This is a genomic window from Streptomyces sp. NPDC101110 (assembly GCF_044759525.1).
Classification (GTDB): Bacteria; Actinomycetota; Actinomycetes; order Streptomycetales; family Streptomycetaceae; genus Streptomyces.
Genome location: NZ_JBIVZM010000003.1, coordinates 310,863 through 335,413, shown reverse-complemented (window position 1 = coordinate 335,413; position 24,551 = coordinate 310,863). Strand labels below are relative to the sequence as shown.

General features: G+C 71.5%; 24 protein-coding genes. 7 read left to right on the top strand and 17 right to left on the bottom strand.

Features of this window, described 5'->3' with window-relative positions; all coding sequences use genetic code 11:
• Positions 1 to 2: 2 nt before the first annotated feature.
• From ACIQU3_RS07745 to leuA, 5 genes are all read right to left on the bottom strand, one after another.
• Positions 3 to 665, bottom strand: a complete 663-nt coding sequence (locus tag ACIQU3_RS07745; RefSeq protein WP_403923863.1) for a response regulator — start codon at positions 663 to 665, stop codon at positions 3 to 5.
• Positions 662 to 1,933: a sensor histidine kinase gene (locus ACIQU3_RS07740; RefSeq protein ID WP_403725751.1), complete on the bottom strand. Its 1,272-nt coding sequence runs from the start codon at positions 1,931 to 1,933 to the stop codon at positions 662 to 664. Before ACIQU3_RS07740 ends, ACIQU3_RS07745 begins: the two co-directional genes overlap by 4 nt.
• A gap of 43 nt (positions 1,934 to 1,976) precedes the next feature.
• On the bottom strand, positions 1,977 to 4,133 hold the full coding sequence (locus tag ACIQU3_RS07735) for an MMPL family transporter (protein WP_403923860.1): 2,157 nt from the start codon (positions 4,131 to 4,133) through the stop codon (positions 1,977 to 1,979).
• A gap of 204 nt (positions 4,134 to 4,337) precedes the next feature.
• Positions 4,338 to 5,036, bottom strand: a complete 699-nt coding sequence (locus tag ACIQU3_RS07730) for a TerB family tellurite resistance protein (RefSeq protein WP_403725757.1) — start codon at positions 5,034 to 5,036, stop codon at positions 4,338 to 4,340.
• A 211-nt stretch (positions 5,037 to 5,247) separates the two neighbouring features.
• Positions 5,248 to 6,969, bottom strand: coding sequence for a 2-isopropylmalate synthase (leuA, locus tag ACIQU3_RS07725; protein ID WP_403725761.1), 1,722 nt, complete (start codon positions 6,967 to 6,969; stop codon positions 5,248 to 5,250).
• Positions 6,970 to 7,304: 335 nt separating this feature from the next.
• Between leuA and ACIQU3_RS07720 the strand changes: the two genes are divergently transcribed.
• From ACIQU3_RS07720 to ACIQU3_RS07705, 4 genes are all read left to right on the top strand, one after another.
• A complete protein-coding gene (locus ACIQU3_RS07720; protein ID WP_403725764.1) occupies positions 7,305 to 8,366 on the top strand; it encodes a M4 family metallopeptidase in 1,062 nt (353 codons plus the stop codon).
• A 20-nt stretch (positions 8,367 to 8,386) separates the two neighbouring features.
• Positions 8,387 to 8,653, top strand: coding sequence for a protealysin inhibitor emfourin (locus ACIQU3_RS07715; protein WP_366709296.1), 267 nt, complete (start codon positions 8,387 to 8,389; stop codon positions 8,651 to 8,653).
• Positions 8,654 to 8,736: 83 nt separating this feature from the next.
• The gene (locus tag ACIQU3_RS07710) at positions 8,737 to 10,059 is read left to right on the top strand and encodes a GH1 family beta-glucosidase (protein ID WP_403725768.1); all 1,323 of its coding nucleotides are present in this window, start codon (positions 8,737 to 8,739) and stop codon (positions 10,057 to 10,059) included.
• 204 nt (positions 10,060 to 10,263) lie between these two features.
• A complete protein-coding gene (locus ACIQU3_RS07705; RefSeq protein ID WP_403725771.1) occupies positions 10,264 to 10,710 on the top strand; it encodes an ATP-binding protein in 447 nt (148 codons plus the stop codon).
• 9 nt (positions 10,711 to 10,719) lie between these two features.
• Here the strand turns inward: ACIQU3_RS07705 and era are convergent, their stop codons facing one another.
• Positions 10,720 to 11,682 carry a GTPase Era gene (era, locus tag ACIQU3_RS07700; protein WP_403923856.1) on the bottom strand — a complete coding sequence of 321 codons (963 nt, stop codon included), beginning with the start codon at positions 11,680 to 11,682 and terminating at the stop codon, positions 10,720 to 10,722.
• Between the two features lie 153 nt (positions 11,683 to 11,835).
• On the opposite strand from era, the gene ACIQU3_RS07695 reads away from it, so the two are divergent.
• Positions 11,836 to 13,146 carry an ammonium transporter gene (locus ACIQU3_RS07695; protein ID WP_403725774.1) on the top strand — a complete coding sequence of 437 codons (1,311 nt, stop codon included), beginning with the start codon at positions 11,836 to 11,838 and terminating at the stop codon, positions 13,144 to 13,146.
• Complete coding sequence (locus tag ACIQU3_RS07690) at positions 13,143 to 13,481, top strand: P-II family nitrogen regulator (protein ID WP_053669183.1); 339 nt, start codon at positions 13,143 to 13,145, stop codon at positions 13,479 to 13,481. Before ACIQU3_RS07695 ends, ACIQU3_RS07690 begins: the two co-directional genes overlap by 4 nt.
• Positions 13,482 to 13,507: 26 nt before the next feature.
• Here the strand turns inward: ACIQU3_RS07690 and ACIQU3_RS07685 are convergent, their stop codons facing one another.
• The 8 genes from ACIQU3_RS07685 to ACIQU3_RS07650 form a co-directional block, all read right to left on the bottom strand.
• On the bottom strand, positions 13,508 to 13,990 hold the full coding sequence (locus ACIQU3_RS07685) for a hypothetical protein (protein WP_403923854.1): 483 nt from the start codon (positions 13,988 to 13,990) through the stop codon (positions 13,508 to 13,510).
• A gap of 171 nt (positions 13,991 to 14,161) precedes the next feature.
• On the bottom strand, positions 14,162 to 14,515 hold the full coding sequence (locus ACIQU3_RS07680) for a cytidine deaminase (protein ID WP_403725780.1): 354 nt from the start codon (positions 14,513 to 14,515) through the stop codon (positions 14,162 to 14,164).
• 20 nt (positions 14,516 to 14,535) lie between these two features.
• Positions 14,536 to 14,895 (bottom strand): MmcQ/YjbR family DNA-binding protein, encoded by a 360-nt coding sequence (locus ACIQU3_RS07675; protein WP_403923851.1) that lies wholly within the window; start codon positions 14,893 to 14,895, stop codon positions 14,536 to 14,538.
• Positions 14,892 to 16,196, bottom strand: coding sequence for a hemolysin family protein (locus tag ACIQU3_RS07670; RefSeq protein ID WP_403923848.1), 1,305 nt, complete (start codon positions 16,194 to 16,196; stop codon positions 14,892 to 14,894). Before ACIQU3_RS07670 ends, ACIQU3_RS07675 begins: the two co-directional genes overlap by 4 nt.
• Positions 16,197 to 16,205: 9 nt before the next feature.
• Positions 16,206 to 16,703, bottom strand: coding sequence for an rRNA maturation RNase YbeY (gene ybeY / locus ACIQU3_RS07665; protein ID WP_403725792.1), 498 nt, complete (start codon positions 16,701 to 16,703; stop codon positions 16,206 to 16,208).
• A gap of 14 nt (positions 16,704 to 16,717) precedes the next feature.
• Positions 16,718 to 17,785 carry a PhoH family protein gene (locus ACIQU3_RS07660; protein WP_403725798.1) on the bottom strand — a complete coding sequence of 356 codons (1,068 nt, stop codon included), beginning with the start codon at positions 17,783 to 17,785 and terminating at the stop codon, positions 16,718 to 16,720.
• A gap of 145 nt (positions 17,786 to 17,930) precedes the next feature.
• Positions 17,931 to 19,052, bottom strand: coding sequence for a carbohydrate kinase family protein (locus tag ACIQU3_RS07655; protein WP_403725801.1), 1,122 nt, complete (start codon positions 19,050 to 19,052; stop codon positions 17,931 to 17,933).
• Positions 19,053 to 19,190: 138 nt separating this feature from the next.
• Positions 19,191 to 20,480 (bottom strand): glucarate dehydratase family protein, encoded by a 1,290-nt coding sequence (locus ACIQU3_RS07650; protein WP_403923845.1) that lies wholly within the window; start codon positions 20,478 to 20,480, stop codon positions 19,191 to 19,193.
• Positions 20,481 to 20,865: 385 nt separating this feature from the next.
• Here ACIQU3_RS07650 and ACIQU3_RS07645 point away from each other — a divergent pair, with 385 nt between their 5' ends.
• A complete protein-coding gene (locus ACIQU3_RS07645) occupies positions 20,866 to 22,179 on the top strand; it encodes an MFS transporter (protein ID WP_403923842.1) in 1,314 nt (437 codons plus the stop codon).
• A gap of 13 nt (positions 22,180 to 22,192) precedes the next feature.
• Here the strand turns inward: ACIQU3_RS07645 and ACIQU3_RS07640 are convergent, their stop codons facing one another.
• From ACIQU3_RS07640 to ACIQU3_RS07630, 3 genes are read right to left on the bottom strand one after another with little or no spacing between them, the layout of a single operon-like run.
• A complete protein-coding gene (locus ACIQU3_RS07640; RefSeq protein ID WP_403725811.1) occupies positions 22,193 to 23,185 on the bottom strand; it encodes an adenosine deaminase in 993 nt (330 codons plus the stop codon).
• Between the two features lie 20 nt (positions 23,186 to 23,205).
• Positions 23,206 to 24,111 carry a ribonuclease Z gene (locus ACIQU3_RS07635; protein WP_403725814.1) on the bottom strand — a complete coding sequence of 302 codons (906 nt, stop codon included), beginning with the start codon at positions 24,109 to 24,111 and terminating at the stop codon, positions 23,206 to 23,208.
• A 6-nt stretch (positions 24,112 to 24,117) separates the two neighbouring features.
• A complete protein-coding gene (locus tag ACIQU3_RS07630) occupies positions 24,118 to 24,471 on the bottom strand; it encodes a histidine triad nucleotide-binding protein (protein WP_358308606.1) in 354 nt (117 codons plus the stop codon).
• Positions 24,472 to 24,551 lie beyond the last annotated feature (80 nt).

The window sequence follows — 24,551 nt, the reverse complement described above, 5'->3', positions numbered from 1 at the left end:
CGTCAGAAGCTGCCCGGCGTCACCATCCCCGACTCGTAGGCGACGATCACGAGCTGGGCCCGGTCCCGTGCCGCCAGCTTGCCCATGATGCGGCTGACGTGCGTCTTCGCGGTGAGCGGGCTCAGACCGAGCGCGTCGCCGATCTCCGTGTTGTTGAGGCCGCGCGCGACGAGCGCGAGCACCTCCCGTTCCCGCCCGGACAGGCACTCGGGCCCGCCCGTCTCGGGTGCGCGGGGGCTGCGCAGGAACCGCTGGATCAGCCGCGCCGTGGGGCCGGGCGAGAGGAGGGCCTCGCCGGCGGCGACCGTGCGGATGGCGTCGAGGAGTTCGGCCGGCCGGGTGTCCTTTACCAGGAACCCGGAGGCACCGGCCCGCAGCGCCTCGACGATGTTCTCGTCGGTGTCGTACGTGGTGAGGACGAGGACCCTCACGCCCGCGAGGTCGTCGTCGGCGGCGATGAGCCGGGTCGCCTCGATGCCGTCCAGGTCGGGCATGCGGATGTCCATCACCACGAGGTCGGGGCGTGCGCCGCGGGCCAGTTCGAGGGCCTGCCGGCCGGTGGCGGCCCGGCCGACGACCTCCATGTCCCGGGCCGACTCCACCAGCATCGCGAACGCCTCCCGCACCAGCGTCTGGTCGTCCGCGAGCAGCACCCGTACGGTCATCCGGCTCCCTCCCCCGTCATGGTCAGCGGCAGGACCGCCGTCACCTCGTATCCGCCCCCGGCACGCGGTCCGGCGTCGAGTGTGCCACCGACGCTGCGGGCCCGCTCCCGCATCCCGACGAGCCCGAACCCCGGGGTGCCGCCCGGGGCCGGGCCGGTGCCGTCGTCACGGACCGACAGGTGCAGGGCGCCCTGCCGTTCGTCCAGTTCGACGTGGACGGCCGGTTCCGGCCCCGCGTGCCGTACGGCGTTCGTCAGTGCCTCCTGCACGATGCGGTAGGCGGCGACGCCGACGGCGGGCGGTGCCTGTCCCACGCGTACGGTCTGCTCGACCCGGGCACCGGCCAGCCGTGCCGCCTCCGCCAGGTCGGGCAGCCCGTCGAGGCCGGGCAGCGGCCCGCGGGCGTCCGGGGGACCGTGCTCGCGCAGCACCTCCAGGGTCGTGCGGAGTTCGCCGCGGGCGCTGCGGCAGGTGTCGGAGATGTCGTCGAGGGCCTTGGCCACCGTCTCCCGGTCGAGCCGCTCGGGGTCGGCGGACAGGACGTGGGCGGCGACGGAGGTCTGCACACCGATGAGGGTGATGCTGTGGGCGAGCAGGTCGTGCAGGTCCCGGGCGATCCGCAGCCGCTCCTCGGCGACCCGCCGCCGGGCCTCTTCCTCCCGGGTCCGTTCGGCCCGTTCGGCCCGCTCCACGATCGAGGCGACGTACTGGCGGTAGACGCGCACGTCGACACCGCAGAACAGCACGGCCACGACCCAGCCCGATATGCGGAGCACTTCCAGCGCCTCGTGCATGCTGACGGTGAGCATCACGCTGACCGAGAGGCCGATGACGCCGGCGCCGACCAGGACGGTACGCAGCGTCCGGCCGGTCACGGCGACGGTGTAGAGGGCGATGTACGTCGCCGGGGTCGGCGCCGAGTGGGTGTTGTCGAGGGCGTGGTACGGGGCGACGCAGGCCACGACCGCGAGCAGCACGAGCAACGGTCGCCGGCGCCGCCACGCGATCGGCACGTTGCAGGCGACCAGCAGCGTCCAGCCCAGCGCGTCGGGCCTGCGCCCGTCGTCGACGAGCAGCGCCAGGGCGACGGCGAGCGCCGCGGCGACGACGGCGAGCAGCGCGTCGTTGCGGGCGGCGTGCGGGGCGGTCAGGGGGTCACGGTTGATCACGCCGATGATCCGCTCGGCGGACCGCGACCAAGTCGTCTGCGGGGTGGGGGGATGCGGGGTGGGGGGATGCGGGGTGGTGGGTGCCTGCACGGTCCTCATCCTCGGTCAGGAAGGCGCCCCTCCGGGAGGGAGGGACGCCGCTCTATTCCGCTTGGCTGCGGGCATGCGTGCCGCTGGGGGCGGCACCCGTCCCACCGAGAGCGGCACCCCGCTCCACCGGGTTGCGGATCACCCCGGCCCCGGCACCGACGCCGGACTCCGGCACACGCGAGAGCTCCCCCGGCCACCACACCCGCCGCTTCAGCAGCACACTCGCCGTCGTCACCAGGTACGTCCGCACCAGGAAGGTGTCGAGCAGCACCCCGACCGCGATCACGAACCCGAGCTCCACCAGGCCCACCATCGGCAGCGTGGTGAGCACCGCGAACGTCGCCGCCAGCACCACACCGGCGGAGGCGATGACCCCACCGGTCGTCCGCAGCGCGGTGAGCGCCGCCGCCTCCGGCTCGGCCCCGCGCACGGACTCCTCCCGCATCCGGTGCATCAGGAAGATGCCGTAATCGACGCCGAGGGCGACCAGGAACACGAAGGACAGCAGCCCGAGTCCGGGATCGGTCCCGGCGAACCCCAGCACCGGCTCGAACACCAGCCCGCCGATGCCGAGCGCGGCGCCCCAGACCGCCACCACGGCGGTCAGCAACAGCAGCGGCGCGACCAGACTGCGCAACAGGCCGACCAGGATGACGAACACGGCGGCCAGCACCAGCGGCACGATCACCTTCCGGTCCCGTGACTCGCTGTCGGCCAGGTCGATCTGCTGGGCGCTGGGCCCGCCGACGTACGCACCCATGGGGTCGAGCGTGGCCCGGAGTGCCTCGATGGTCCGGGTCTCGGCCGGTGTCTCGGGGGCGGCGGTGGTGAAGACGGCGATCTCGCTCCAGCCGGAGCCGCTGCGGCCGGGGGACACCTCGGCGACGCCCTCGGTCGCGCGGGCGCGGTCGGCGGCCGCCCCGGCCCGCTGCTCAGGTGCGATGACCGTCACGGGCCGGCTACTGCGCTCGGGATACTCCCGCGCCAGGATCTGCATGGCGGTGATGGATTCGGGCCGTTCGGTGAAGGAGTCCTCCTGCTTCAGGCTGCCGGACAGGTTGAACGTGCCGAGCGCGAGGGCGCCGAGCAGCACGGCACCGGCCGCGAGCACGAGGGCGGGGCGCCGGGTCGCCGAGGAGCCCATCGCGGCGAACAGCGACCGCCGGGCCTTGGGCTCGCTGCCGAAGGCGGGGACCAGCGGCCAGAAGACGCGCCGCCCCAGCAGCACCAGGACCGCCGGCAGGAGGGTCGTCATGGCGACCAGCGCGGCCAGCACCCCGGCCATGCCGACCGGTCCCATGCCGCGGCTGCTGTTGAGGTCCGCGGCGAGCAGGCACAGCAGCCCGGCCGCGACGGTCCCCGAAGAGGCCAGGACGGCCGGTCCGCAGCCGCGCAGCGCGGCGCGCATGGCGTCGTACGGCCGCTCGTGGCGCCGTAGTTCCTCGCGGTAGCGGGAGACGATCAGCAACGCGTAGTCGGTGCCCGCGCCGAGGACGAGCACGGTCATCACGCCGCCGCTCTGGCCGGTGACGGTCACGTCGAACAGCTCGTGAAGTCCGTACCCGGCGGCCATCGCCACGGCGGCGGCGACACCCGCCACGGCGAGCGGCACCAGCCAGAGGAAGGGGCTGCGGTAGATGAGGATCAGCAGCACGGTGACGACGCCGAGCGTGGCGAACAGCAGCGTGGCGTCGAGCGTGCCGAACACCTTGTTCATGTCGGTGTTGAGCGCGCCCGGCCCGCCGACCTCGACGGTCAGTCCGTCACCGCCCTCGGCGATGTCCCGCACCCCGTCGACGAAGGCGTCGCGGGCCTCGTCGTCCTGGCCGGGCTGGGTGGTGGAGACCGGGTACATCAGGGTGGAGCCGTCTTTCGACGGGATGCCCTTCGGTTCCCCCGTCAGGTCGTAGGCGCCGCTCACCTCGGTGATCTGCTCGTCGGCGGTGCGCCGGTCGGCGTCGGTGAGGCCGCCGCCGCGGTGGTACACGAGCACCAGGTCGGTCGCCTCACCGCCGGGCAACTCGTCCTGGATCCGCGCCACCTGCGTCGAGTCGGCGCGGTCGGGCAGGTAGTCGACGGCACGGTTCTGCTGGATGCCGGCGAACTTGCCGGCGAGCGGCCCGACCAGCACGAGCGCGGCCAGCCACAGCCCGAGCACCACCCAGGGCACGGCCCGCCTCGGCCCGGTGCGCGTCCTTACGGCCCCCATGTGTGCGGCTCCCTCCGGTCGGGTGTCTGGATCGGTCTCCAGACTCCCGCCGGACGGGGGCCGGTTCGTCGGGCGTGAGGCCGAACCGGGGAGTACTGCCGGGGGCGGTCCCGGCCGCGCGTTACTCCCCGGGGAGTAGCAGGGGGTGGACCCTGCGCAGGGGGCGGACCCCGGGGTGCCCGCTCTGACGAGGGGGCGTGCGCTCTACGAGGGGGTGCGTGCCGCCGCGGCGAGCAGCCGGGTCACGTCGTCGGAGCAGATGGTGAGCGCCGCCCCCACGGTCGCGAGCACGTCCCGCTCGGCCGGGGTGTACGGGCCGTCGGCCAGGGCGATGCGGGCGCCCTGAAGCAGGATCGATTCGCGGCCGACGGCGGCGAGGTGCGGAGTGAGCGGGTCCAGCGCCTCGTGGAGCTCTATGGCCAGCCCCGCACCGCAGGGTTCACCGGCGATCCGGCCGGTGTCGGCCTCCAGCGCCTCGACGAGGGCGGCCAGCTGCTCCTCCGTGCACTCGTCGAAACCGGCCGCGCGCACGGCGAGGACGGCGGCCTCCAGTGCCGTACGCGATCCGGCGCCGCCCGCCGCAAGCACCGCGAGGGCCACGGTGTGCACGGCGTCGCGGAGCATCGCGGAGAAGCGGGTGGTGGTCGGATGGTCGAGGACGTCGGTGCCGAAGTGGCGGCGGCAGGCCGCGCACTCCACGACCGGCCCGGTCTCGCCGCGCGGCAGCACGGGCAGGCCGAGCAGGGTGAAGCGGCGTTGTCCCGTCAGCCGCTGGTAGTTGCGGTCGCCGCCGCAGCCGGGGCAGAAGAACTCTCCGTCACCGGCGGCCGTCCACGCGGTTCGGGTGCCCAGGATGCGAGAAAGCCTGGCGGCATGGCCGTTTCGTCCCCGTCCTGGCAGCACGTCGCACCTCCGTCACGCCGCACGGCAACGTCGCCGCGCTTGCGTGATGTTAGCCACATCCAAGACGAGGAGTCAGCACCCCGGAGGAGACCTTTCCGTGACCTCCACAGCGAATGGCCGGTATGCGACGGGGCCCCGCCCGCCGGACAACGGCGGACGGAGCCCCTGTGGCTTCCGTGGGCGGTCGGTGGCCGCAGACCCGTACGGCCGATCAGCGAGCCGCGCGGTTGACGGCAGAGACCACGGCCTTCAGCGAGGCCCGGGTGGTGTTGGCGTCGATTCCGATGCCCCACAGAACCTTGTCGTCGATCGCGCACTCGATGTAGGAGGCGGCCTGCGCGGAGGCGCCCTCGCTCATCGTGTGCTCCTGGTAGTCCAGCAGGCGTACGTCGATGCCGACGGACTGCAGGGCGTCGAAGAAGGCCGAGATCGGACCGTTGCCCGTACCGGCGAGGACGGTGTCCCGGCCGTCGACCGTGGCCTCCACCTTCAGCGTGTCCACACCGTCGGTGTCGGTCGTCGACTGGCCGTTGCGCACCTGGATCCGGCCCCACGGGTTTTCGGGGTTCGGCAGGTACTCGTCCTGGAAGACGGCCCAGATGTCCTTCGGCGTGACCTCGCCGCCCTCGGCGTCCGTCTTCGCCTGGATCAGCTTCGAGAACTCGATCTGCATCCGGCGCGGCAGTTCCAGCTTGTGGTCGTTCTTCAGGACGTAGGCGATACCGCCCTTGCCGGACTGCGAGTTGACCCGGATGACCGCCTCGTAGGAGCGGCCGACGTCCTTGGGGTCGATGGGCAGGTAGGGGACGGCCCACTCGATGTCGTCGACGGTGACGCCCTTGGCGGCGGCGTCGGCCTCCATGGCGTCGAAGCCCTTCTTGATGGCGTCCTGGTGGGAGCCGGAGAAGGACGTGTAGACCAGGTCGCCCACGTACGGGTGGCGCGGGTGGACCTCCATCTGGTTGCAGTACTCCCACGTACGACGGATCTCGTCGATGTCGGAGAAGTCGATCTGCGGGTCGACGCCCTGCGAGAACAGGTTCATGCCCAGGGTGACCAGGTCGACGTTGCCGGTGCGCTCGCCCTGGCCGAACAGGCAGCCCTCGACGCGGTCGGCGCCGGCCATCAGGGCCAGCTCGGCGGCGGCGACGGCGGTGCCGCGGTCGTTGTGGGGGTGGATCGACAGGCAGACGTGCTCGCGGCGGGAGAGGTTGCGGCCCATCCACTCGAAGCGGTCGGCGTGCGTGGAGGGCGTGGAGCGCTCCACGGTGGCCGGCAGGTTCAGGATGATCTCGCGGCCCGGCCCGGGCTGCCAGACGTCCATGACCGCCTCGCAGACCTCCAGCGCGAAGTCCAGCTCGGTGTCGGTGAAGATCTCCGGGCTGTACTGGTAGCCGAACTCGGTCTCGGGGCCCAGCAGCTTCTCGGCGTACTCCATGACCAGGCGCGTGCCGTCGACGGCGATCTGCTTGATGTCGTCCTTGGAACCGCGGAAGACGACCCGGCGGAAGACCGGCGCGGTGGCGTTGTACAGGTGGACGGTGGCGCGCCTGGCGCCCTTCAGGGACTCCACCGTGCGCTCGATCAGGTCCTCGCGGGCCTGGGTCAGTACGGAGATGGTGACGTCGTCGGGGATGGCCCCGGGCTCCTCGATGATGGAGCGCACGAAGTCGAAGTCGGTCTGCCCCGAGGCCGGGAAGCCGACCTCGATCTCCTTGTAGCCCATCTTGACCAGCAGGTCGAACATGGCGCGCTTGCGGGCGGGCGACATGGGGTCGATCAGGGCCTGGTTGCCGTCGCGCAGGTCTGTGGAGAGCCAGCGGGGGGCGGTGGTGATGCGCTGCTCCGGCCAGGTGCGGTCCGGGATGTCGACCTGCTCGTAGCGGCCGTACTTGTGGATCGGCATGGAACTGGGCTGCTGGCGGTTCGCCATGATGCTTAGGGCTCCTCAGGAGGTGTCCGGAAGGACGGCCGACGACGCAGCACCAAGCTCCGCGGGGAGGGAGTCGGCCTCGACTACAGGCCCTCGCCGCGGCAGCTAAGGAGAAGCAGCCCGAAACGCATGATGCGCAGCATGCTAGCCGAGCCTCTCCCCGGCGCGTGGGGTCGTATCAGTATGCGGGACCGTACGCCCAAACGGGACAAAAAGTGCGCCATCCCACTTCCTCATAGCACCCTGCACGGAGCGTGAGGGCCGTTGTCCCGGTATTTCACCAATCATGGTGGCGACTAGTGACAGTTTCGTCACGCAGTGCAAGGGTGCCGGGCATGACGACTCACGGGGGCTTCGAGCCCGTCTTCTGCACCATCGTTCCGCCCCACGTCCTCGACCGGCTCGCCCAGGCCGAGGACCCCGCGCTCGCCGGACCCGCCCGCCGCACCCTGCAGCGCGACGCCTTCGAGCGCACCCAGCGCCGCCTCACCACGGTCATCGGCGCGAGTGCCGTCGCAGCGGTCGCCGACGGCAAGCCGCAGCGCACGATCCACGACGCCCGGCACGGCACCGACCTGCCCGGCCACAAGGTCCGCGGCGAGGGCGACAAGCCCGGCAAGGACGCCACCGTCAACCGGGCCTACGCGGGCCTCGGCGCCACCTTCGAGCTGTTCCTCCAGGCCTACCGGCGCGACTCGATCGACGGCGACGGCCTCCCGCTGAACGCGACGGTGCACTACGACCGCGACTACAACAACGCCTTCTGGAACGGCGAGCAGATGGTCTTCGGCGACGGGGACGGCGAGATCTTCCTCGACTTCACCATCCCGATCGACGTCATCGGCCACGAACTCGCGCACGGCGTCACGCAGTACACGGCCAACCTCACCTACTTCGGCCAGCCCGGCGCGCTCAACGAGTCCCTGTCGGACGTCTTCGGCGCCCTGATCAAGCAGTACACGCTCGGCCAGACCGCCGCCGAGGCCGACTGGCTGATCGGCGCGGGCCTGCTCGCCCCGCGGGTGACGGGCGTGGCGCTGCGCTCCATGAAGGAGCCGGGCACGGCGTACGACGACGACGTCCTCGGCAAGGACCCGCAGCCGGCGACCATGGACGACTTCGTGCGCACCGGCCGCGACAACGGCGGTGTCCACATCAACTCCGGCATCCCGAACCACGCCTTCTACCTGGCCGCCACGGCCCTCGGCGGCCACGCCTGGGAACGGGCCGGACAGGTCTGGTACGACGTCCTGACCGGCGGCGAGCTGAAGCAGCAGGCGATGTTCGCCGACTTCGCGACGCTCACCGTGAAGGCCGCCCGGGAGCGCTTCGGCGACGGGGAGGAACTGGACGCCGTCTCGAAGGCCTGGGAGCAGGTCGGGGTGCGGACCCTGTAGTTCCGTACTAGACAGGTGCCATGCGGATTCAGGTGAGGCGCACGGGCGGGTTCGCGGGCATCGAGCGGTACGCCGAGGTGGACACCGCGGACCGGCCCGATGCCCCGGAATGGCACGCCCTGGCCGATCAGGCCCTGGCCGCCGGGCGGAGCACGCCTCCGGTCGGGGTCCCGGACGGGTTCGCCTACCAGCTCACGGTGGACGGGAAGACCGTGTACTGCGCGGACCCCCGGCTGACGGACGAGCAGCGCAGGCTGATCTCCCGGGTGCTGAAGGAAGGGGCGTGACGGTCCCACCCCACCGGCCGGGCAACAGCTCCCTCCCGCCCGGCCGTTGACTTCCGTTACCGCCGGTACGGATGATCCAGCGCATGGCGACTGACGCAGGCAACCCGATCCCCCGCTTCCCGGCCGGCTTCCTCTGGGGCGTGTCCACCTCCGCGCACCAGATCGAGGGCGGCGCGGACGAACGCGAGCCGTCCGTGTGGGACGCCTTCACGGCCGTGCCGGGACGGGTGAAGGACGGCTCGACGGCCGCGGTCGCCTGCGACCACGTCCACCGCCACCGCGAGGACGTGGCCCTGCTGGCAGGCCTGGGCGTGAACGCCTACCGCTTCTCGATCTCGTGGCCGCGGGTGCGCTCCGAGAAGGGCCTGGACTTCTACGACCGGCTGGTCGACGACCTGTGCGCGGCGGGGATCCGCCCGGTGCCGACCCTGTTCCACTGGGATCTGCCGACCGGCCTGGACTGGCTGGAGCGGGACACCGCCGAGCGCTTCGCCGCGTACGTGTCGACGGTCGCGGGCCGCCTCGGCGACCGGGTGACGAAGTGGATCACCCTGAACGAGCCCGCCGAGCACACCCTGCTGGGCCACGCCCTGGGCGTGCACGCACCGGGCAAACAGCTGCTGTTCGACGCGCTGCCGGCGGCCCACCACCAGCTGCTCGCCCACGGCCTGGCCGTCCGGGCCCTGCGCGCCTCGGGCGCCACGGACATCGGTGTCGCCAACTCGCACGGCCCGACCTGGGCGGCGTCGGCCGAGGCGGCGGACGTGGAGGCCGCGGACTTCTACGACCTGCTGCTGAACCGTGTGTTCGCGGACCCGTTGCTGCTGGGGCGGTACCCGGACGGCATCGGCGAGCTGATGCCGGGAGACGTGGAGGCGGACCTGAAGGTGATCGCCGAGCCGCTCGACTGGTACGGGATCAACTACTACGCCCCGACCAGGGTGGGTGCTCCGCAGGGCGCGGAGATCGAGTTCGGCGGCATCACCATGCCCGCCGAACTGCCCTTCTCCGTGCGGGAGATCGAGGGGCGCCCGGTCACGGACTTCGGCTGGCCGGTCGTCCCGGAGGGCCTCACCGAGCTCCTCACCGCCTTCCGCGCCCGCTACGGCGACCGGCTCCCGCCCGTGGTCATCACCGAGAACGGCTGCTCGTACCCGGACGTCGACGACCAGGACCGCATCACCTACCTGGACGGCCACGTCCGGGCCCTGCACCGGGCGGTCGAGGCGGGCGTCGACGTGCGCGGCTACTTCGTGTGGTCCCTGCTCGACAACTTCGAGTGGGCGGAGGGCTACGCACGCCGCTTCGGCCTGGTCCACGTCGACTTCGACACCCTGGAGCGGACCCCCAAGGCGTCCTACCACTGGTACCGGGAGCTGCTGGAGGCACAGCGCCCCACCGCCTGACGCCCACGGGGGCGGGCTCCGGCAGGTCCGCAGGGACGTCGCCCGTCAGGTCCCATCGAACAGATGGTTGCAGCGTGAACTGCTCTGCGAGCATGATTACTTGTGTGACCAGGCTTCCGGAACCAGCAACTCCCCCACCCGGCCGGTCCGTTGTCCGCTCATCCCTTCCTTGATTGCGCCCACCCCCCACGGAAGGCGATCGCCGTGTCCCCCCACACGACACCCACGCCCCGGTTCCTGGACGCGGTACGCCCGGACCGCACCGACTGGCTGGAGCTGCCACCGCAGCGGACCAGTGTCAGAGTCGCCCGCCACGCGATGCGTGCCCGGCTGGACGCGTGGCACGTGCCCGACGAGCTGTGCGCGAGCGCGGTGCTGCTCGTGTCCGAGCTGGTGACCAACGCCGTACTGCACACGCTGAGCGAACGGATCCTGTGCGGTGTCCAGCTGATGACGGACGCGCGCTTCCGGCTGGAGGTGCACGACGGCGACCTCACGGGCCGCGGCATCCCCGACCGCTGCCCCGGCCCCGACGACGAGGGCGGCCGCGGCCTGCTGCTCGTACGGGAGACAGCCGAAGCCTGGGGCATCACCCGCTCGACCCTCACCGGCGGCAACGCGGTATGGGCGAGCCTCCCCGCGACCCTCTGACGAGGGCCCTCAGAAACCCAGCTTCCGCAGCTGCCTGGGGTCCCGCTGCCAGTCCTTCGCCACCTTCACATGCAGGTCGAGGAAGACGGGTGTGCCGAGCAGCGCCTCGATCTGCTTGCGGGACTTGATGCCGACCTCCTTCAGGCGCTTGCCCTTGGGGCCGATGATGATGCCCTTCTGGCTGGGACGCTCGATGTAGACGAAGGCGTGGATGTCGAGGAGGGGCTTGTCGGCGGGACGGTCCTCGCGCGGAAGTATCTCCTCGACGACGACGGCGATGGAGTGCGGCAGCTCGTCGCGCACTCCTTCCAGCGCGGCCTCGCGGATCAACTCCGCGATCATGACCTGCTCGGGCTCGTCGGTGAGCTCCCCGTCGGGGTAGAGCGCCGGCCCCTCCGGCAGCAGCGGGACGATCAGGTCGGCCAGCAGGCCCACCTGCTTGTCGCCGACCGCCGACACCGGGACGATCTCCGCCCACTCGAAGCCGAGCTCCTTGCCGAGCTGGTCGATCGCGATGAGCTGCTCGGCGAGCGTCTTGCCGTCCACCAGGTCGGTCTTCGTGACGATCGCGATCTTCGGCGTCTTCTTGATGGACGCCAGTTCCTTCGCGATGAAACGGTCGCCGGGGCCGAGTTTCTCGTTGGCCGGAAGACAGAAACCGATCACGTCGACCTCGGCCCACGTCGTGCGCACCACGTCGTTGAGCCGCTCGCCGAGCAGCGTGCGCGGCTTGTGCAGGCCGGGGGTGTCGACCAGGATCAGCTGGGCGTCCGGGCGGTGCACGATGCCCCGCACGGTGTGCCGCGTCGTCTGGGGCTGGTTCGCCGTGATCGCCACCTTCTGGCCGACCAGAGCGTTCGTGAGGGTGGACTTGCCCGCGTTGGGACGGCCCACGAAGCAGGCGAAGCCAGCCCTGTGGACAGCTCCGGCCGGCTCTTCGGATGACTGGGTACGAACGCTCATGGCGCCCATTGTCCCTGATCCCCGGACCCGCCCCGCACCGGACGCCTTCCGTGAGCTTCCCGAAACCCTCACGCAACGAAACGTCACCGAAACACACCCGTACGCAACCGGAAACGAGGGGCGGTGAATCTCTGACGAGCCCCCGCACCGTTGGAGACAACCGTGACCCTCGCCGCCGCAAGCGCCGACACCGGTGACACCGCCTGGCTGCTCGCCGCCACCGCCCTCGTCCTGCTGATGACCCCGGGTCTGGCCCTCTTCTACGGCGGCATGGTCCGCACGAAGAGCGTCCTCAACATGCTGATGATGAGCTTCGTCTCGATCGCCCTGGTGACGGTGGTGTGGCTGGCTGCCGGCTACTCGCTCACCTTCGGCGAGGACGCCGCCGGCGGTCTCATCGGCGGGCTGGAGCACGCCGGGATGAGCGGCCTCGGCCCGGACAGCGTCCAGGGCACCGTCCCCACCGTCCTCTTCGCCACCTTCCAGCTCACTTTCGCGATCATCACGGCCGCCCTGGTCAGCGGTGCCGTCGCGGACCGGGCGAAGTTCGGGGCCTGGCTGGTCTTCGTGCCGGTGTGGGCGCTGCTCGTATACGTTCCGGTCGCGCACTGGGTGTGGGGGCCGGGCGGCTGGATCCTGGAGCGGCTGGGCGCCCTGGACTTCGCCGGCGGGCTGCCCGTGGAGATCGTCTCCGGTGCCTCGGGGCTGGCGCTGTGCCTGGTCCTGGGCCCGCGCATGGGCTTCAAGAAGGACGCCATGCGCCCGCACAACCTGCCCATGGTGATGCTGGGCGCCGGTCTGCTGTGGTTCGGCTGGTTCGGCTTCAACGCGGGCTCCGCGCTCGGCGCCAACGGCCTCGCGGCCGCCGCGTTCCTCAACACCCTCGCCGCGGGCTGCACCGGCCTGCTCGGCTGGCTCTTCGTGGAGCAGAAGCGCGACGGCCACCCCACCACCCTGGGCGCCGCGTCCGGCGCGGTCGCGGGCCTGGTCGCCATCACCCCGTCCTGCGGGTCGGTCTCCCTGCTCGGCGCGCTGGTCGTGGGCCTCGCGGCCGGTGTCGTCTGCTCGTACGCCGTGAGCTGGAAGTTCAAGCTGAACTACGACGACTCCCTGGACGTGGTCGGTGTCCATCTGGTCGGCGGTGTCATCGGCACGCTCCTCATCGGCGTCTTCGCCGTGGAGTCGATGACCGGCGGCACCGAGGGCCTCCTGTACGGCGGCGGGCTCGGTCAGCTCGGCAGGCAGCTGGTGGCGGTGGTCGTGGTGGCGGTGTACGCGTTCGGCGTGACGTACGGGATCGGCAGGCTGATCGACGCCACGATGGGCCTGCGCGCGAGCGAGGAGCAGGAGCAGACCGGCCTGGACCTTACGGTGCACGCCGAGACGGCCTACGATCACGGGGTCCTGGGCCACGGCGCCCCGGTCTCCTCCTCCGTCCTCTCCCCCGCCCAGAAGGTCACCCCCCAGGCATGAAGCTCATCACCGCGATCGTCAAGCCGTACCGCCTCGACGAGGTCAAGAACGCCCTTCAGGAACTCGGCGTGCACGGTCTGACCGTGAGCGAGGCCAGCGGCTACGGCCGGCAGCGCGGCCACACCGAGGTGTACCGCGGCGCCGAGTACCAGGTGGACCTGGTGCCGAAGGTGCGGATCGAGGTCGTCGTCGAGGACGCGGACGCCGAGGCCGTCATCGACGCGGTCGTGAAGGCCGCGCACACCGGCAAGATCGGCGACGGCAAGGTGTGGGCGCTGCCCGTCGACACGGTCGTGCGGGTGCGGACGGGCGAGCGCGGCCCCGACGCGCTCTGACTGCGGGGCCGCGTTCGCGGTCGTTCTCAGTCGAACACGAACGGGCCCGGTGACTGCGGCCCGGTCGCCGTGCAGGTGATGGTGATGCCGAAGACGGTCATCTTCAGCGAGCCGCCGAAGGCCTCCAGGCTGTCGCCGGAGGCCACGGTGGAGCTGAGGGGACCGACCTCGACGGGGGCGCCGACGGCCATCGCCGGGTTCTCCGTGCCGGTGAAGTCGACGGTGCCGCCGCCGCTCTTCACCAGGGTGAGGGTGGAAGTGATCGAGTCCTCTCCCAGCGCGATGGGCGCCGTGATCGCGGAGGACTTGAGGGTGAGGGTGGCGGCGGTGCCGTCCTGCGTGGCGGTGAGCGTGGCCTCGCCGCTGCCGAAGCCGCCGCAGTCCGCGGTGATCGTCGCCGTCTGGGGGGTGACGGCGAGGGCCGCCGGGGCGAAGGCGAGCCCGGTGACCGCGAGGGCCCCGGCAGCCAGGGCCGCACCTGCTCCGATTCGCTTTCGCTTGCATCTCATGGGATTCCGGCTCCCTTTCCATGGGGGGGGACCGCTCGGCAGGTGAGTGCGGGCACGCTGCGCGAGAGCCGAACCTGACGGTCCGTCAGAACTTACGGTTCCATTGATGCGTGTGGGGCAGGCGGCGGCAAGGTTGAAAACTGGCCTAATTACCGGCGGTTACAGCGAAGTTCAGCCGGCGGTGACGGTGGTCCGGACCGTTCCGTCGGGTCCCGCAACCAGCACCGGCGTCCCCGCGCCGCCGAGGTCCCGTACGGCCGCCCGGTCCGCGTCGGACGCGGTCTCCGCCTCCGTCACGACGGCCGCGGCCTCCAGGGACGTCGCACCCGAGGCCACCGCCATCGCCACGGCCGTCCGCAGGGCACTGAGCTTCAGGGAGTCGAGTGCCACGGTGGCCGCGACGTAGGTGCGTCCGGTCTCGTCGCGTACGGCCGCGCCCTCGGGCACGCCGTTGCGGGCCCGGGCGGAGCGGGCCAGGGTGACGATCTTGCGGTCCTCGGGGTCGAGCGCGCTGCTGTCGGTCATGATCCGAGCATACGGAAGCGTCAGGGGCGGTCGAGGCGCAGGCGGTCCGCCCGCGGCAGGCCCGCGACGACCAGGTCGTACGAGTCCTCGACGAGCTCCCGGACCAGCCGGTCCGGGAGCCCGCCGTCGGCCGTGACGGTGTTCCAGTGGCGCTTGTTCATGTGCCAGCCGGGGACGATGAGGCCTTCGTGCTCGCCGCGGAGGCGGACGGCCTCGTCCGGGTCGCACTTGAGGTTGACCTTCAGGGGGCGCGCGTCCAGGAACGAGAGGGCGAAGAGCTTGCCCCGCACCTTGAAGACCGAGATCTCCGGGCTGAACGGGAAGTCCTCCACCGCCGCGTTGAAGGACAGACAGAACGCGCGCAGTTCCTGCGGGGTCACTCGGGTTTCTCCTCCTCGTCCGGGCCGGCCGTGGCCACCGGCTCCGCCAGCACCGTCACGATCTTGTTCCGGCGGCCGGCCGCGGCCTCCGCGGTCAGGCGCAGCTCCCGGCCGTCGGGCAGGTCCACGACCGACGAGGCACCCGCGATGGGGACCCGGCCCAGCGCCTTGGCCAGCAGCCCGCCGACCGTCTCGACATCCTCGTCGTCGAACTCCTCCAGGCCGTACAGCTCGCCCAGGTCGCTGATGTCGAGGCGGGCCGTGACGCGGAAGCGGTCCTCGCCGAGCTCCTCGACCGGCGGCAGTTCGCGGTCGTACTCGTCGGTGATCTCGCCGACGATCTCCTCGAGGATGTCCTCGATGGTGACGATGCCGGCCGTGCCGCCGTACTCGTCGATCACGACGGCGACGTGGTTGCGTTCCTTCTGCATCTCGCGCAGCAGATCGCCGGCGTTCTTGGTGTCGGGCACGAAGAACGCCGGGCGCATGGCCGTGGACACCTGCTCGGACTCGGCGTCGCGGCTGATGTGCGTCTTGCGGACGAGGTCCTTCAGATACACGATGCCGACGATGTCGTCCTCGCTCTCCCCGGTGACCGGGATGCGCGAGAAGCCGGAGCGCAGGGCGAGGGTGAGGGCCTGGCGGATGGACTTGAAGCGCTCGATCACCACCAGGTCCGTGCGCGGGACCATGACCTCGCGCACGAGGGTGTCGCCGAGCTCGAAGACGGAGTGCACCATGCGGCGCTCCTCGTCCTCGATGAGGGACTCCTTCTCGGCCAGGTCGACCAGGGCGCGCAGCTCCGCCTCGGAGGCGAAGGGGCCGCGGCGGAAGCCCTTGCCGGGGGTGAGCGCGTTACCGATGAGGATGAGCAGCGACGGAATGGGGCCCATGATCCGGGCCAGCGGCACCAGGACGTACGCGGAGACCGTCGCGGTGTTCAGCGGGTGCTGGCGGCCGATGGTGCGCGGGGAGACTCCGACCGCGACGTACGACACGAGGACCATGACCGCGATGGCGACCAGGAGGGCCTCGGTGGTGCCGTCGAACTCCTGGAGGCAGCCGTAGGTGATCAGCGCGGCGGCGGCCATCTCGCTGGCGACGCGGACCAGCAGCGCCACGTTCAGGTAGCGGGTCGGGTCGGCGGCGACCTGGGAGAGCTTGGCGCTGCCGCGGCGGCCGGAGCGCACGGCCTCCTCGGCGCGGAAGCTGGAGACACGCGCGAGGCCCGCCTCCGCGCAGGCGGCGAGCCATGCCACGACGACCAGGGCGATGGCGCCCAGGGCGAGTTGAGGACTCATCGGCGGGCGTTACGAGACCGTCGGCGCCGGGGACGGGCCGGTCAGGCCCCGCTCCGCGCGCCAGCCGTCCACGATGGCCGCCTGGAGGCCGAACATCTCGGCCTTCTCGTCCGGTTCCTCGTGGTCGTAGCCCAGCAGGTGCAGCACGCCGTGGACGGTGAGCAGCTGGAGCTCCTCGTCCATGGTGTGCTGCGTCTCGGCTTCCTTGCCCTGCTTCTCGGCGACCTCGGGGCACAGCACGACGTCGCCGAGCAGGCCCTGCGGCGGCTCCTCGTCGTCCTTGGACGGCGGGCGCAGCTCGTCCATGGGGAAGGACATGACATCCGTCGGGCCGGGGAGGTCCATCCACTGGATGTGAAGCTGCTCCATGGCGTCGGCGTCCACGACGATCACCGAGAGCTCGGAGAGCGGGTGGATGCGCATCCTGGCGAGCGCGTAGCGGGCGATGTCGAGGATCGCCTGCTCGTCGACCTCGGTGCCGGACTCGTTGTTGACGTCGATCGACATGGTGCTGTGTGTGTCTACTTCCCCTTGTGCCCGGACTTGCCGCGGCTCTTGTGCGAGCCGTTCTGGGTGCCGTGCGTGGTGTCGTACTTCTCGTACGCGTCGACGATACGGCCCACCAGCTTGTGCCGGACCACGTCCTGCGACGACAGCCGGGAGAAGTGCACGTCCTCGACGCCGTCCAGGATGTCCTGCACCTGCCGCAGGCCGCTCTTCGTCCCGTCGGGAAGGTCGACCTGCGTCACGTCACCCGTGATCACGATCTTCGAGTCGAAGCCGAGGCGGGTGAGGAACATCTTCATCTGTTCGGGGCTCGTGTTCTGGGCCTCGTCCAGGATGATGAAGGCGTCGTTCAACGTACGGCCTCGCATGTACGCCAGCGGCGCGACCTCGATGGTTCCCGACGCCATCAGCTTGGGGATCGAGTCCGGGTCGAGCATGTCGTGCAGCGCGTCGTAGAGCGGGCGCAGGTACGGGTCGATCTTCTCGTAGAGCGTGCCCGGGAGGAAGCCGAGCCGCTCGCCGGCCTCGACGGCGGGGCGGGTCAGGATGATGCGGTTGACCTGCTTGGACTGCAGGGCCTGCACCGCCTTGGCCATCGCCAGGTAGGTCTTGCCGGTGCCCGCGGGACCGATGCCGAAGACGATCGTGTGCTTGTCGATGGCGTCGACGTAGCGCTTCTGGTTCAGCGTCTTGGGGCGGATGGTGCGGCCGCGCGAGGACAGGATGTTCTGCGTGAGCACCTGGGCCGGGGTCTCCTGGCCGTCGCTCTCGCCGTTGTCGCTCGCCTTGAGCATGGCGATCGAGCGTTCCACTGCGTCCTCCGTCATCGGCTGCCCGGTGCGGAGCACCAGCATCATCTCGTCGAACACGCGCGAAATGAGGGCGACGTCCTTCGGGTCGCCGACCGCGCTGATCTCGTTGCCCCGGACGTGGATGTCGGCCGCCGGGAAGGCCTTCTCGATCACGCGCAGGAGGGAGTCGCCGGACCCCAGCACGGTCACCATGGGGTGCTGGGCGGGGACGGTGAGCTGTGCTCTCGCCTGCTCCTGCGCGGGGGTGTGAGCTGTCGATGATTGAGTCATGGGCCGGCGCTTAAGGCCTGCGGTTCCTCCTCGTCACGGCCGCTCAGCTGAGGGCGGCCTCGCGATTCCCAGGGTACGACGGGGGAGTGACAACGCCGTAGGGGTTTTGGGGTGGGGTCGGAAACGGGAGACGACGGCGGCTCGGTCACGCCGAGCGGCGGAAACCGATCGTGGGGACGGCACGCCGCAACGGCCAGGGCCTCACCAACTCCTCCGGCACCAGCCCCGCCAGGAACCCGAACCTGTCCAGCGCCGCCGGCGACTGCTCCTCGACCGACTGCACCTTCCGCCACCACGCGGCGATCTCCGACCAGCCCGGCGCCGACAGCGACCCCCCGAACTCCTGCACCGACAGCGCCGCCGTCAGCCCGGCGAAGGCCAGCCGGTCGGCGAGCGGCCAGTCCGCCAGGGTCCCGGCGACGAACCCGGCGACGAACACGTCACCGGCCCCGGTCGGGTCGAGCGCCTCGACGGCGATGGCCGGCACCTCCGCCGTCTCCCCCGTCCGCCGGTCCACCGCGTAGGCCCCGTCGGCGCCGAGGGTGACCACCGCGAGCGGGACGTACTCGGTCAGGGCGTGTGCCGCCGCCCGGGGACAGTCCGCGCCCGTGTACCGCATGGCTTCCTCCGCGTTGGGCAGGAACGCCTCGCAGTGCCGCAGGTCGGGCAGGGCGGCCAGGTCCCACGCACCGGTGTCGTCCCAGCCGACGTCGCCGAAGACCCGGGTGCCGTTGCCCGCGGCCTGGGCGATCCAGGGTGCGCTCACGCCGGGCGCGAGGGAGGCGACGGCGGCCCGGGCGCGGGGCGGGCACTCCGGGGCCGGCTCCTCGGGGGGTGGCTCGTGGCCGTGCGAGACCATCGTGCGCTCCCCCTCGTAGGCCATGGAGACGGTCACCGGGGAGTGCCAGCCGGGCACCGTGCGCGACGGTGAGAGGTCGATGCCCTCGCCGTGCTCCAGGGCGTCCCAGCAGTAGTCGCCGTAGTGGTCGTCGCCGAAGGCCGCCGCGAGGGACGTGCGCAGGCCGAGGCGGGCCAGGGCCGTCGCCATGTTGGCGACGCCGCCGGGGCTCGACCCCATCCCGCGCGCCCATGACTCCGTCCCGCGCACCGGGGCGGAGTCGAGGCCGGTGAAGATGATGTCCAGGAAGACGGTGCCCGTGAGGTAGACGTCCCAGGGCGGGTCGTCCGGTGCGCGCAGCGGGGCGAGGGGATCGACCTGGCTCTGGCGGTGCGATCCCTTTCCGGCCGGGGCGGTGGACGCGGTCACGATGCGCTCCCTGACGTGGTACGGACCAGGCCAGTCTGCACCACATCACCGCGGGCGTGACGCCGGTCACGCCGTACCCACCCGTCCCGTCAGCTCACGCGGGGCCCTCGCGCGCCCCTGTGCCGGGCTCGCCGGGCCCTACCAGCGGGGCATCGCGGGGGTCGCCCACTCCGGGTCGGCGATCCGCATCGCCGCCGCGTCGTCGCGGTCCCGCAGGGCGCCGTCGTCGTCCAGCCACCGCCGGTGCAGTACGGCCAGCCGCTCGCGGTCGAGCTCCACCCCGAGGCCGGGCGCGTCGGAGACGGTGACCCGGCCGCCGTCGAAGGTGAGCCGTTCGGTGAGGACGTCCTCGGACTGCCACGGGTAGTGGGAGTCGCAGGCGTGATGGAGGTTCGGGACGGTGGCCGCCACGTGGGTCATCGCGGCGAGCGAGATGCCGAGGTGGGTGTTGGAGTGCATCGACACGCCGACTCCGAAGGTGCGGCAGACCGCGGCGAGCTGCTGGGTGTTGCGCAGACCGCCCCAGTAGTGGTGGTCGGAGAGGATCACCTGGACGGCGCCCGTGGTGAACGCCTCCGGGATCTCGGCGAACGTCGTCACGCACATGTTGGTGGCGAGCGGCACCCCGGTGCGCTCGGCGACCTCGGCCATGGCGGGGGTGCCGAGCGCCGGGTCCTCCAGGTACTCCAGGACGTCCCCGAGCTCCCGGGCGACCTTCACGGACGTCTCGACGGACCAGGCGCCGTTCGGGTCGAGCCGCAGCGGATGCCCGGGGAAGGCCTCGGCGAGCGCCCGTACGGCCGCGATCTCCTCGTCGGGCGGGAAGACGCCACCCTTGAGCTTGAACGAGGTGAAGCCGTAGCGCTCCGTGAAGCGCCGGGCCTGCTCCACCACCCCGGCCGGGTCGAGGGCGGCGCCCCAGTCGTCCTTCTCGGCCGGCACGCCCTCGGGGTGGCTGGCCCACTTGTAGAACAGGTAGGCGCTGTAGTCGACGCGGTCGCGCACCTTGCCGCCGAGGAGCGCGTGCACGGGCAGCCCGAGCGCCTTGCCGAGGGCGTCCAGGCAGGCGACCTCGAAGCCGGAGACGACGGACAGCCGCAGCTTGTCGGCGGTCTGGACGCCGCGCAGCCCGCCGACGTCGACGGCGTTCTCGACACGGGAGGCATCCACCGCGACCTCGTCCGCGATCATGAACAGGTCGTTCAGATCGCTGACCTGGTGTCCCTTCAGCCGCTCGGCGAACGGCACGGCCAGTTCAAGGTACTTGGCGTCGCCGTAGGTCTCCCCCACCCCGGTGATTCCGTCGGCGGTGTCGACCTCGACGATCAGCCGGGGCGTGTAGGGCTGGTGCACGCCCTGCGTGTTCAGCAGCGGCGGGTCGGCGACCAGGATCGGCGTCAGGCGTACGTCGGTGATGGCGAGGTTCACGAAGCCCGGCTCCTCATATAGATGCTATCCATGTATGAGAATGCGGGTCGCGTATGAGAACGTCAACCGTTCATGCGGCCCGCCCCGGGAGCCGGACGGGCACCCGCGCACGATCAGCGGGAGGTTCGGGTCAAGGCCGAGGCGGCCGTTCCGTCGGGGTCCTGATCGGTGCACCGGCGCCGGCGAGAACACCGCCGGGGCCAACAAAAGGCGTTCGTCTACCCGGGCTTCACCGCCCCAAACTCAACGTGCTCCAGATCACACACCCCGGGCTCCCTTGCGCGACTACGTGCTTGATACAAATTGCTCGCGCGTTCCTGTCCGTCGACGGTCGTCGCCCAATCCCCCTTTTCTCCCGCTCCTTTCGCATGCCCTGGGAACGCCCGTGTTCGCCCCCCGCACCACCCCCTGGCCCCTCGTCGCCCTTTTCACGGCCGGGTACCTCGCTCCGTATCTGCTGCCCACCACCGTCGGCAGGCTCGACTCGGACCTTCCGCTCTCCGCCACGCAGGCCGGCGCCGTCGGCAGTGCCCTGCTGCTGAGTTCGGCCGCCGCCGGGTTCACCCTGGCCTCCAGGGTCGAGCGGGCCGGAGCCCGCACCCTCGCCCGGCTCGGCCTCGCCCTGGCCCTGCTGGGTTACGGCGGCGCCGCCCTGACCACCTCGGTCCCCGCCGTGGTCGGCGGCGCGATCGTCGGCGGGTTCGGCTCCGGCACGGCCACCACCGTCGCCGCCACCCTCATCGCCGGGCAGAAGGATCCGCACCGGGCCTCCACGGCCGGGCTGCTCTCCGTCTCCGCCCTCGCGGGCGCCGTGTATCTGACGGTGCCGCACCTCGGCCCGGGGCACGGTCTGCCGCTGGCCGCGATCGCCCTCACGGCCCTGGCGGTCTGGCCGCTCACCGGCCGTCTGCCCGCCGGCACTCCCATCGCGCCCACCCGGCACGACAACGCCCGGCTGCCGCATGCCCGTTCGGGACTGCTGCTGGCGGCCGCGATGGTGTGCTGGTCGCTCGCCCAGAACTCACTGTGGGGCGTGAGCGGCCGGATCGGCCTCGAGCAGGTGCACCTCGGCGAGGCCACCGTCGGTGTCGTCTTCGCGCTCGGCCTCGGCGCGGGCCTGGCCGGGGTCCTCGCGGCCGGCGCACTCGGGGCCCGCCTCGGACGTGCGATACCCATCGGCGGCGGCACCGTCCTCATCGCCGCCTGCATCGCGCTCAGCGCCTCAGCGACCGATCTGGGGAGCTTCGCGGCCGGCGAGATCGCATGGAACACGCTCTACCCGGTGGTGCTGTCGTACCTCATCGGCCTCGCCGCCTCACTCGACCCGCGCGGCCGCTGGGCGGTGCTGGTCGGCTCGGCGTCCTCGCTGGGCACGGCCGCCGGGCCGCTGGCCGGCAGCGTGCTGTCGGCGCAGGCCGGGTTCCCGGTCATGGGCGCGGTCCTCGGCACGGGCCTGCTCGTGATCGCCCTGCCGATGACCGCCGTCGCCCTGCACACCGGCGGACGTCCGCTGCTGCCCGGCGCGATCCGCCGCCGCGGCGGGCACCCGGCCGCACTGGTCGCCGCCGCCACGGGGACGCCCACCGGCGCGATTCCCGAGATCGGCGCCCCGGAGCAGCCCGTGGTGGAGATCCCGGTCGAGACCCCGGCCGTCCCCGCCCGGCGCGCCTACGGCAAGGCGGGGTCGGAGGTCTTCTGAGACCCGCCGATGGCTAACTGAAGGTGTAGGCGTCCACCTCGGCGAGATACCGCGCCCGCAGCTCCTCGTCGTCCTCCAGGAAGGAGGCGAGGAAGGAGTTGCGGGCGAGCTCGCGCAGCCGCTCCTCGGTGAGGCCGAGGGTGGCGCGCACGGCGTCGAAGTTGTCGCCGGCGTAGCCGCCGAAGTAGGCCGGGTCGTCGGAGTTGACCGTGCACATCAGGCCGGCGTCCAGCATGGCCGGCAGGGGGTGGTCGGCGAGGGTGTCGACCGTGCGCAGCCGGACGTTGGACAGCGGGCACAGCGTCAGCGGCACCCGGTCGCGCACCAGCCGCTCCACCAGCGCCGGGTCCTCCACACAGCGCAGCCCGTGGTCGACCCGCTCCACGCCGAGGACGTCCAGCGCCTCGGTGATGTACTCCGGCGGACCCTCCTCACCGGCGTGGGCGACCCTGCGCAGGCCGAGCGCGGCGGCGGCCTCGTAGACCTCGCGGAACTTCACCGGCGGGTGCCCGACCTCGGCGGAGTCGAGGCCGACGCCGGTGATCTTGTCCAGGTACGGCTTGGCGGCATCCAGTGTGGCCAGCGCCGACCCGGCGGACTCGTCGCGCAGGAAGCACAGGATCAGCCGGGTCGAGACACCGTGGTTGGCCTCGCTGTTCCCGAGCGCCCGCCACAGCCCCTCGACGACGGTGCCCATCTCAAGGCCGCGGCTGGTGTGGGCCTGCGGGTCGAAGAAGATCTCCGCGTGCCGCACGCCCTGCGCGGCTGCCCGGGCCAGATAGGCGTTCGCCAGGTCCTCGAAGTCCCGCTCGGTGCGCAGGACGGCCATGAGCTCGTAGTACAGGTTCAGGAAGGACTGCAGGTCCTCGAACCGGTAGGCCTCGCGCAGCTCGTCGGTGTCGGCGTACGGCAGCGTGACGCCGTTGCGCGCGGCGAGCTCGAAGGCGAGTTCCGGTTCCAGGGTGCCTTCGATGTGAAGGTGCAGTTCGGCTTTGGGGAGGGACATCAATTCATCGTACGGCCGTTTCACCGACGCTTCGGAACCGGCACCCTCAGTAGATCGTGGGCTACGGTCAGCTCACCCTCGTACCCGGCGGCCCGCGCCTGGCGTTCGAACTCGTCCGGGTCGGTGTAGCGCTGGCTGAAGTGGGTCAGCACGAGGTGCCGCACACCTGCGTCCCGGGCCACCCGGGCCGCCTGACCAGCCGTCAGATGGCCATGCTCGACGGCGAGTTCCTCGTCGTCGTCGAGGAAGGTCGACTCGATGACGAGCATGTCGCAGCCCTCGGCGAGCGCGTGCACGCCGTCGCAGAGCCGGGTGTCCATGACGAACGCGAACCGCTGTCCGCGCCGCACCTCGCTGACGTCCTCCAGCGAGACCCCGCGAAGCGCTCCCTCGCGTTGGATCCGGCCCACGTCCGGGCCCTTGACGCCGTGCGCGGCGAGCCGCTCGGGCAGCATGCGGCGGCCGTCGGGCTCGACGATCCGGTAGCCGTACGACTCCACCGGGTGCGACAGCTTCCGGGCTTCGAGGGTGTACCCGTCCGTGCGGGCGAGGGGCCCGTCCGCGGCGACCGGGGCCTCGGTGATGCCGACGGTCTCACGGTAGGCGGTGGCGTACCGGAGCCGGTCGAAGAAGCGCTGCCCGGAGCGGGGGTAGTGGGCGGTGACCCCGTGCGGGACCTTGTCGAGGTTGATGCGCTGGATCACACCGGCGAGGCCGAGGCAGTGGTCGCCGTGGAAGTGCGTGACGCAGATCCGGTTCAGGTCGTGCGCGGCGACCCCGGCGCGCAGCATCTGGCGCTGCGTGCCCTCGCCGGGGTCGAACAGGATGCCCTCGCCGTCCCACCGCAGCAGGTAGCCGTTGTGGTTGCGGTGCCGGGTCGGGACCTGGCTGGCGGTGCCGAGGACCACGAGTTCACGTACGGACAAGGCGGACTACCCGGGGGGCCATTCGAGGCCGCGGCCGCCGAGCACGTGGCCGTGCACGTGCCAGACCGTCTGGCCGGCGCCGCTGCCGGTGTTGAAGACGAGGCGGTAGCTGTCGAGCTTGTCCTCGTCCGCCACGGCCTGGGCCTCGCGGACCACGTCGGCGGTGAGGGCCGGGTCGGCGGCGGCGAGGGCGGCGGCGTTCTCGTAGTGCGCCTTGGGGATGATCAGGACGTGGGTCGGGGCCTGGGGGTTGATGTCGCGGAACGCGATGGTCGTCTCCGTCTGGCGGACGATGGTCGCCGGGATGGTGCCTGCGACGATCTTGCAGAACAGGCAGTCTTCCTGGGGTTCCCCGGCCATTCGGTTACCTCCGAAGTGTGGGCGTTGTGGTGCCGACGGCATCGTAGCGTCGTCGAGTGCGGGTGCGTTCGGGCTGGTCG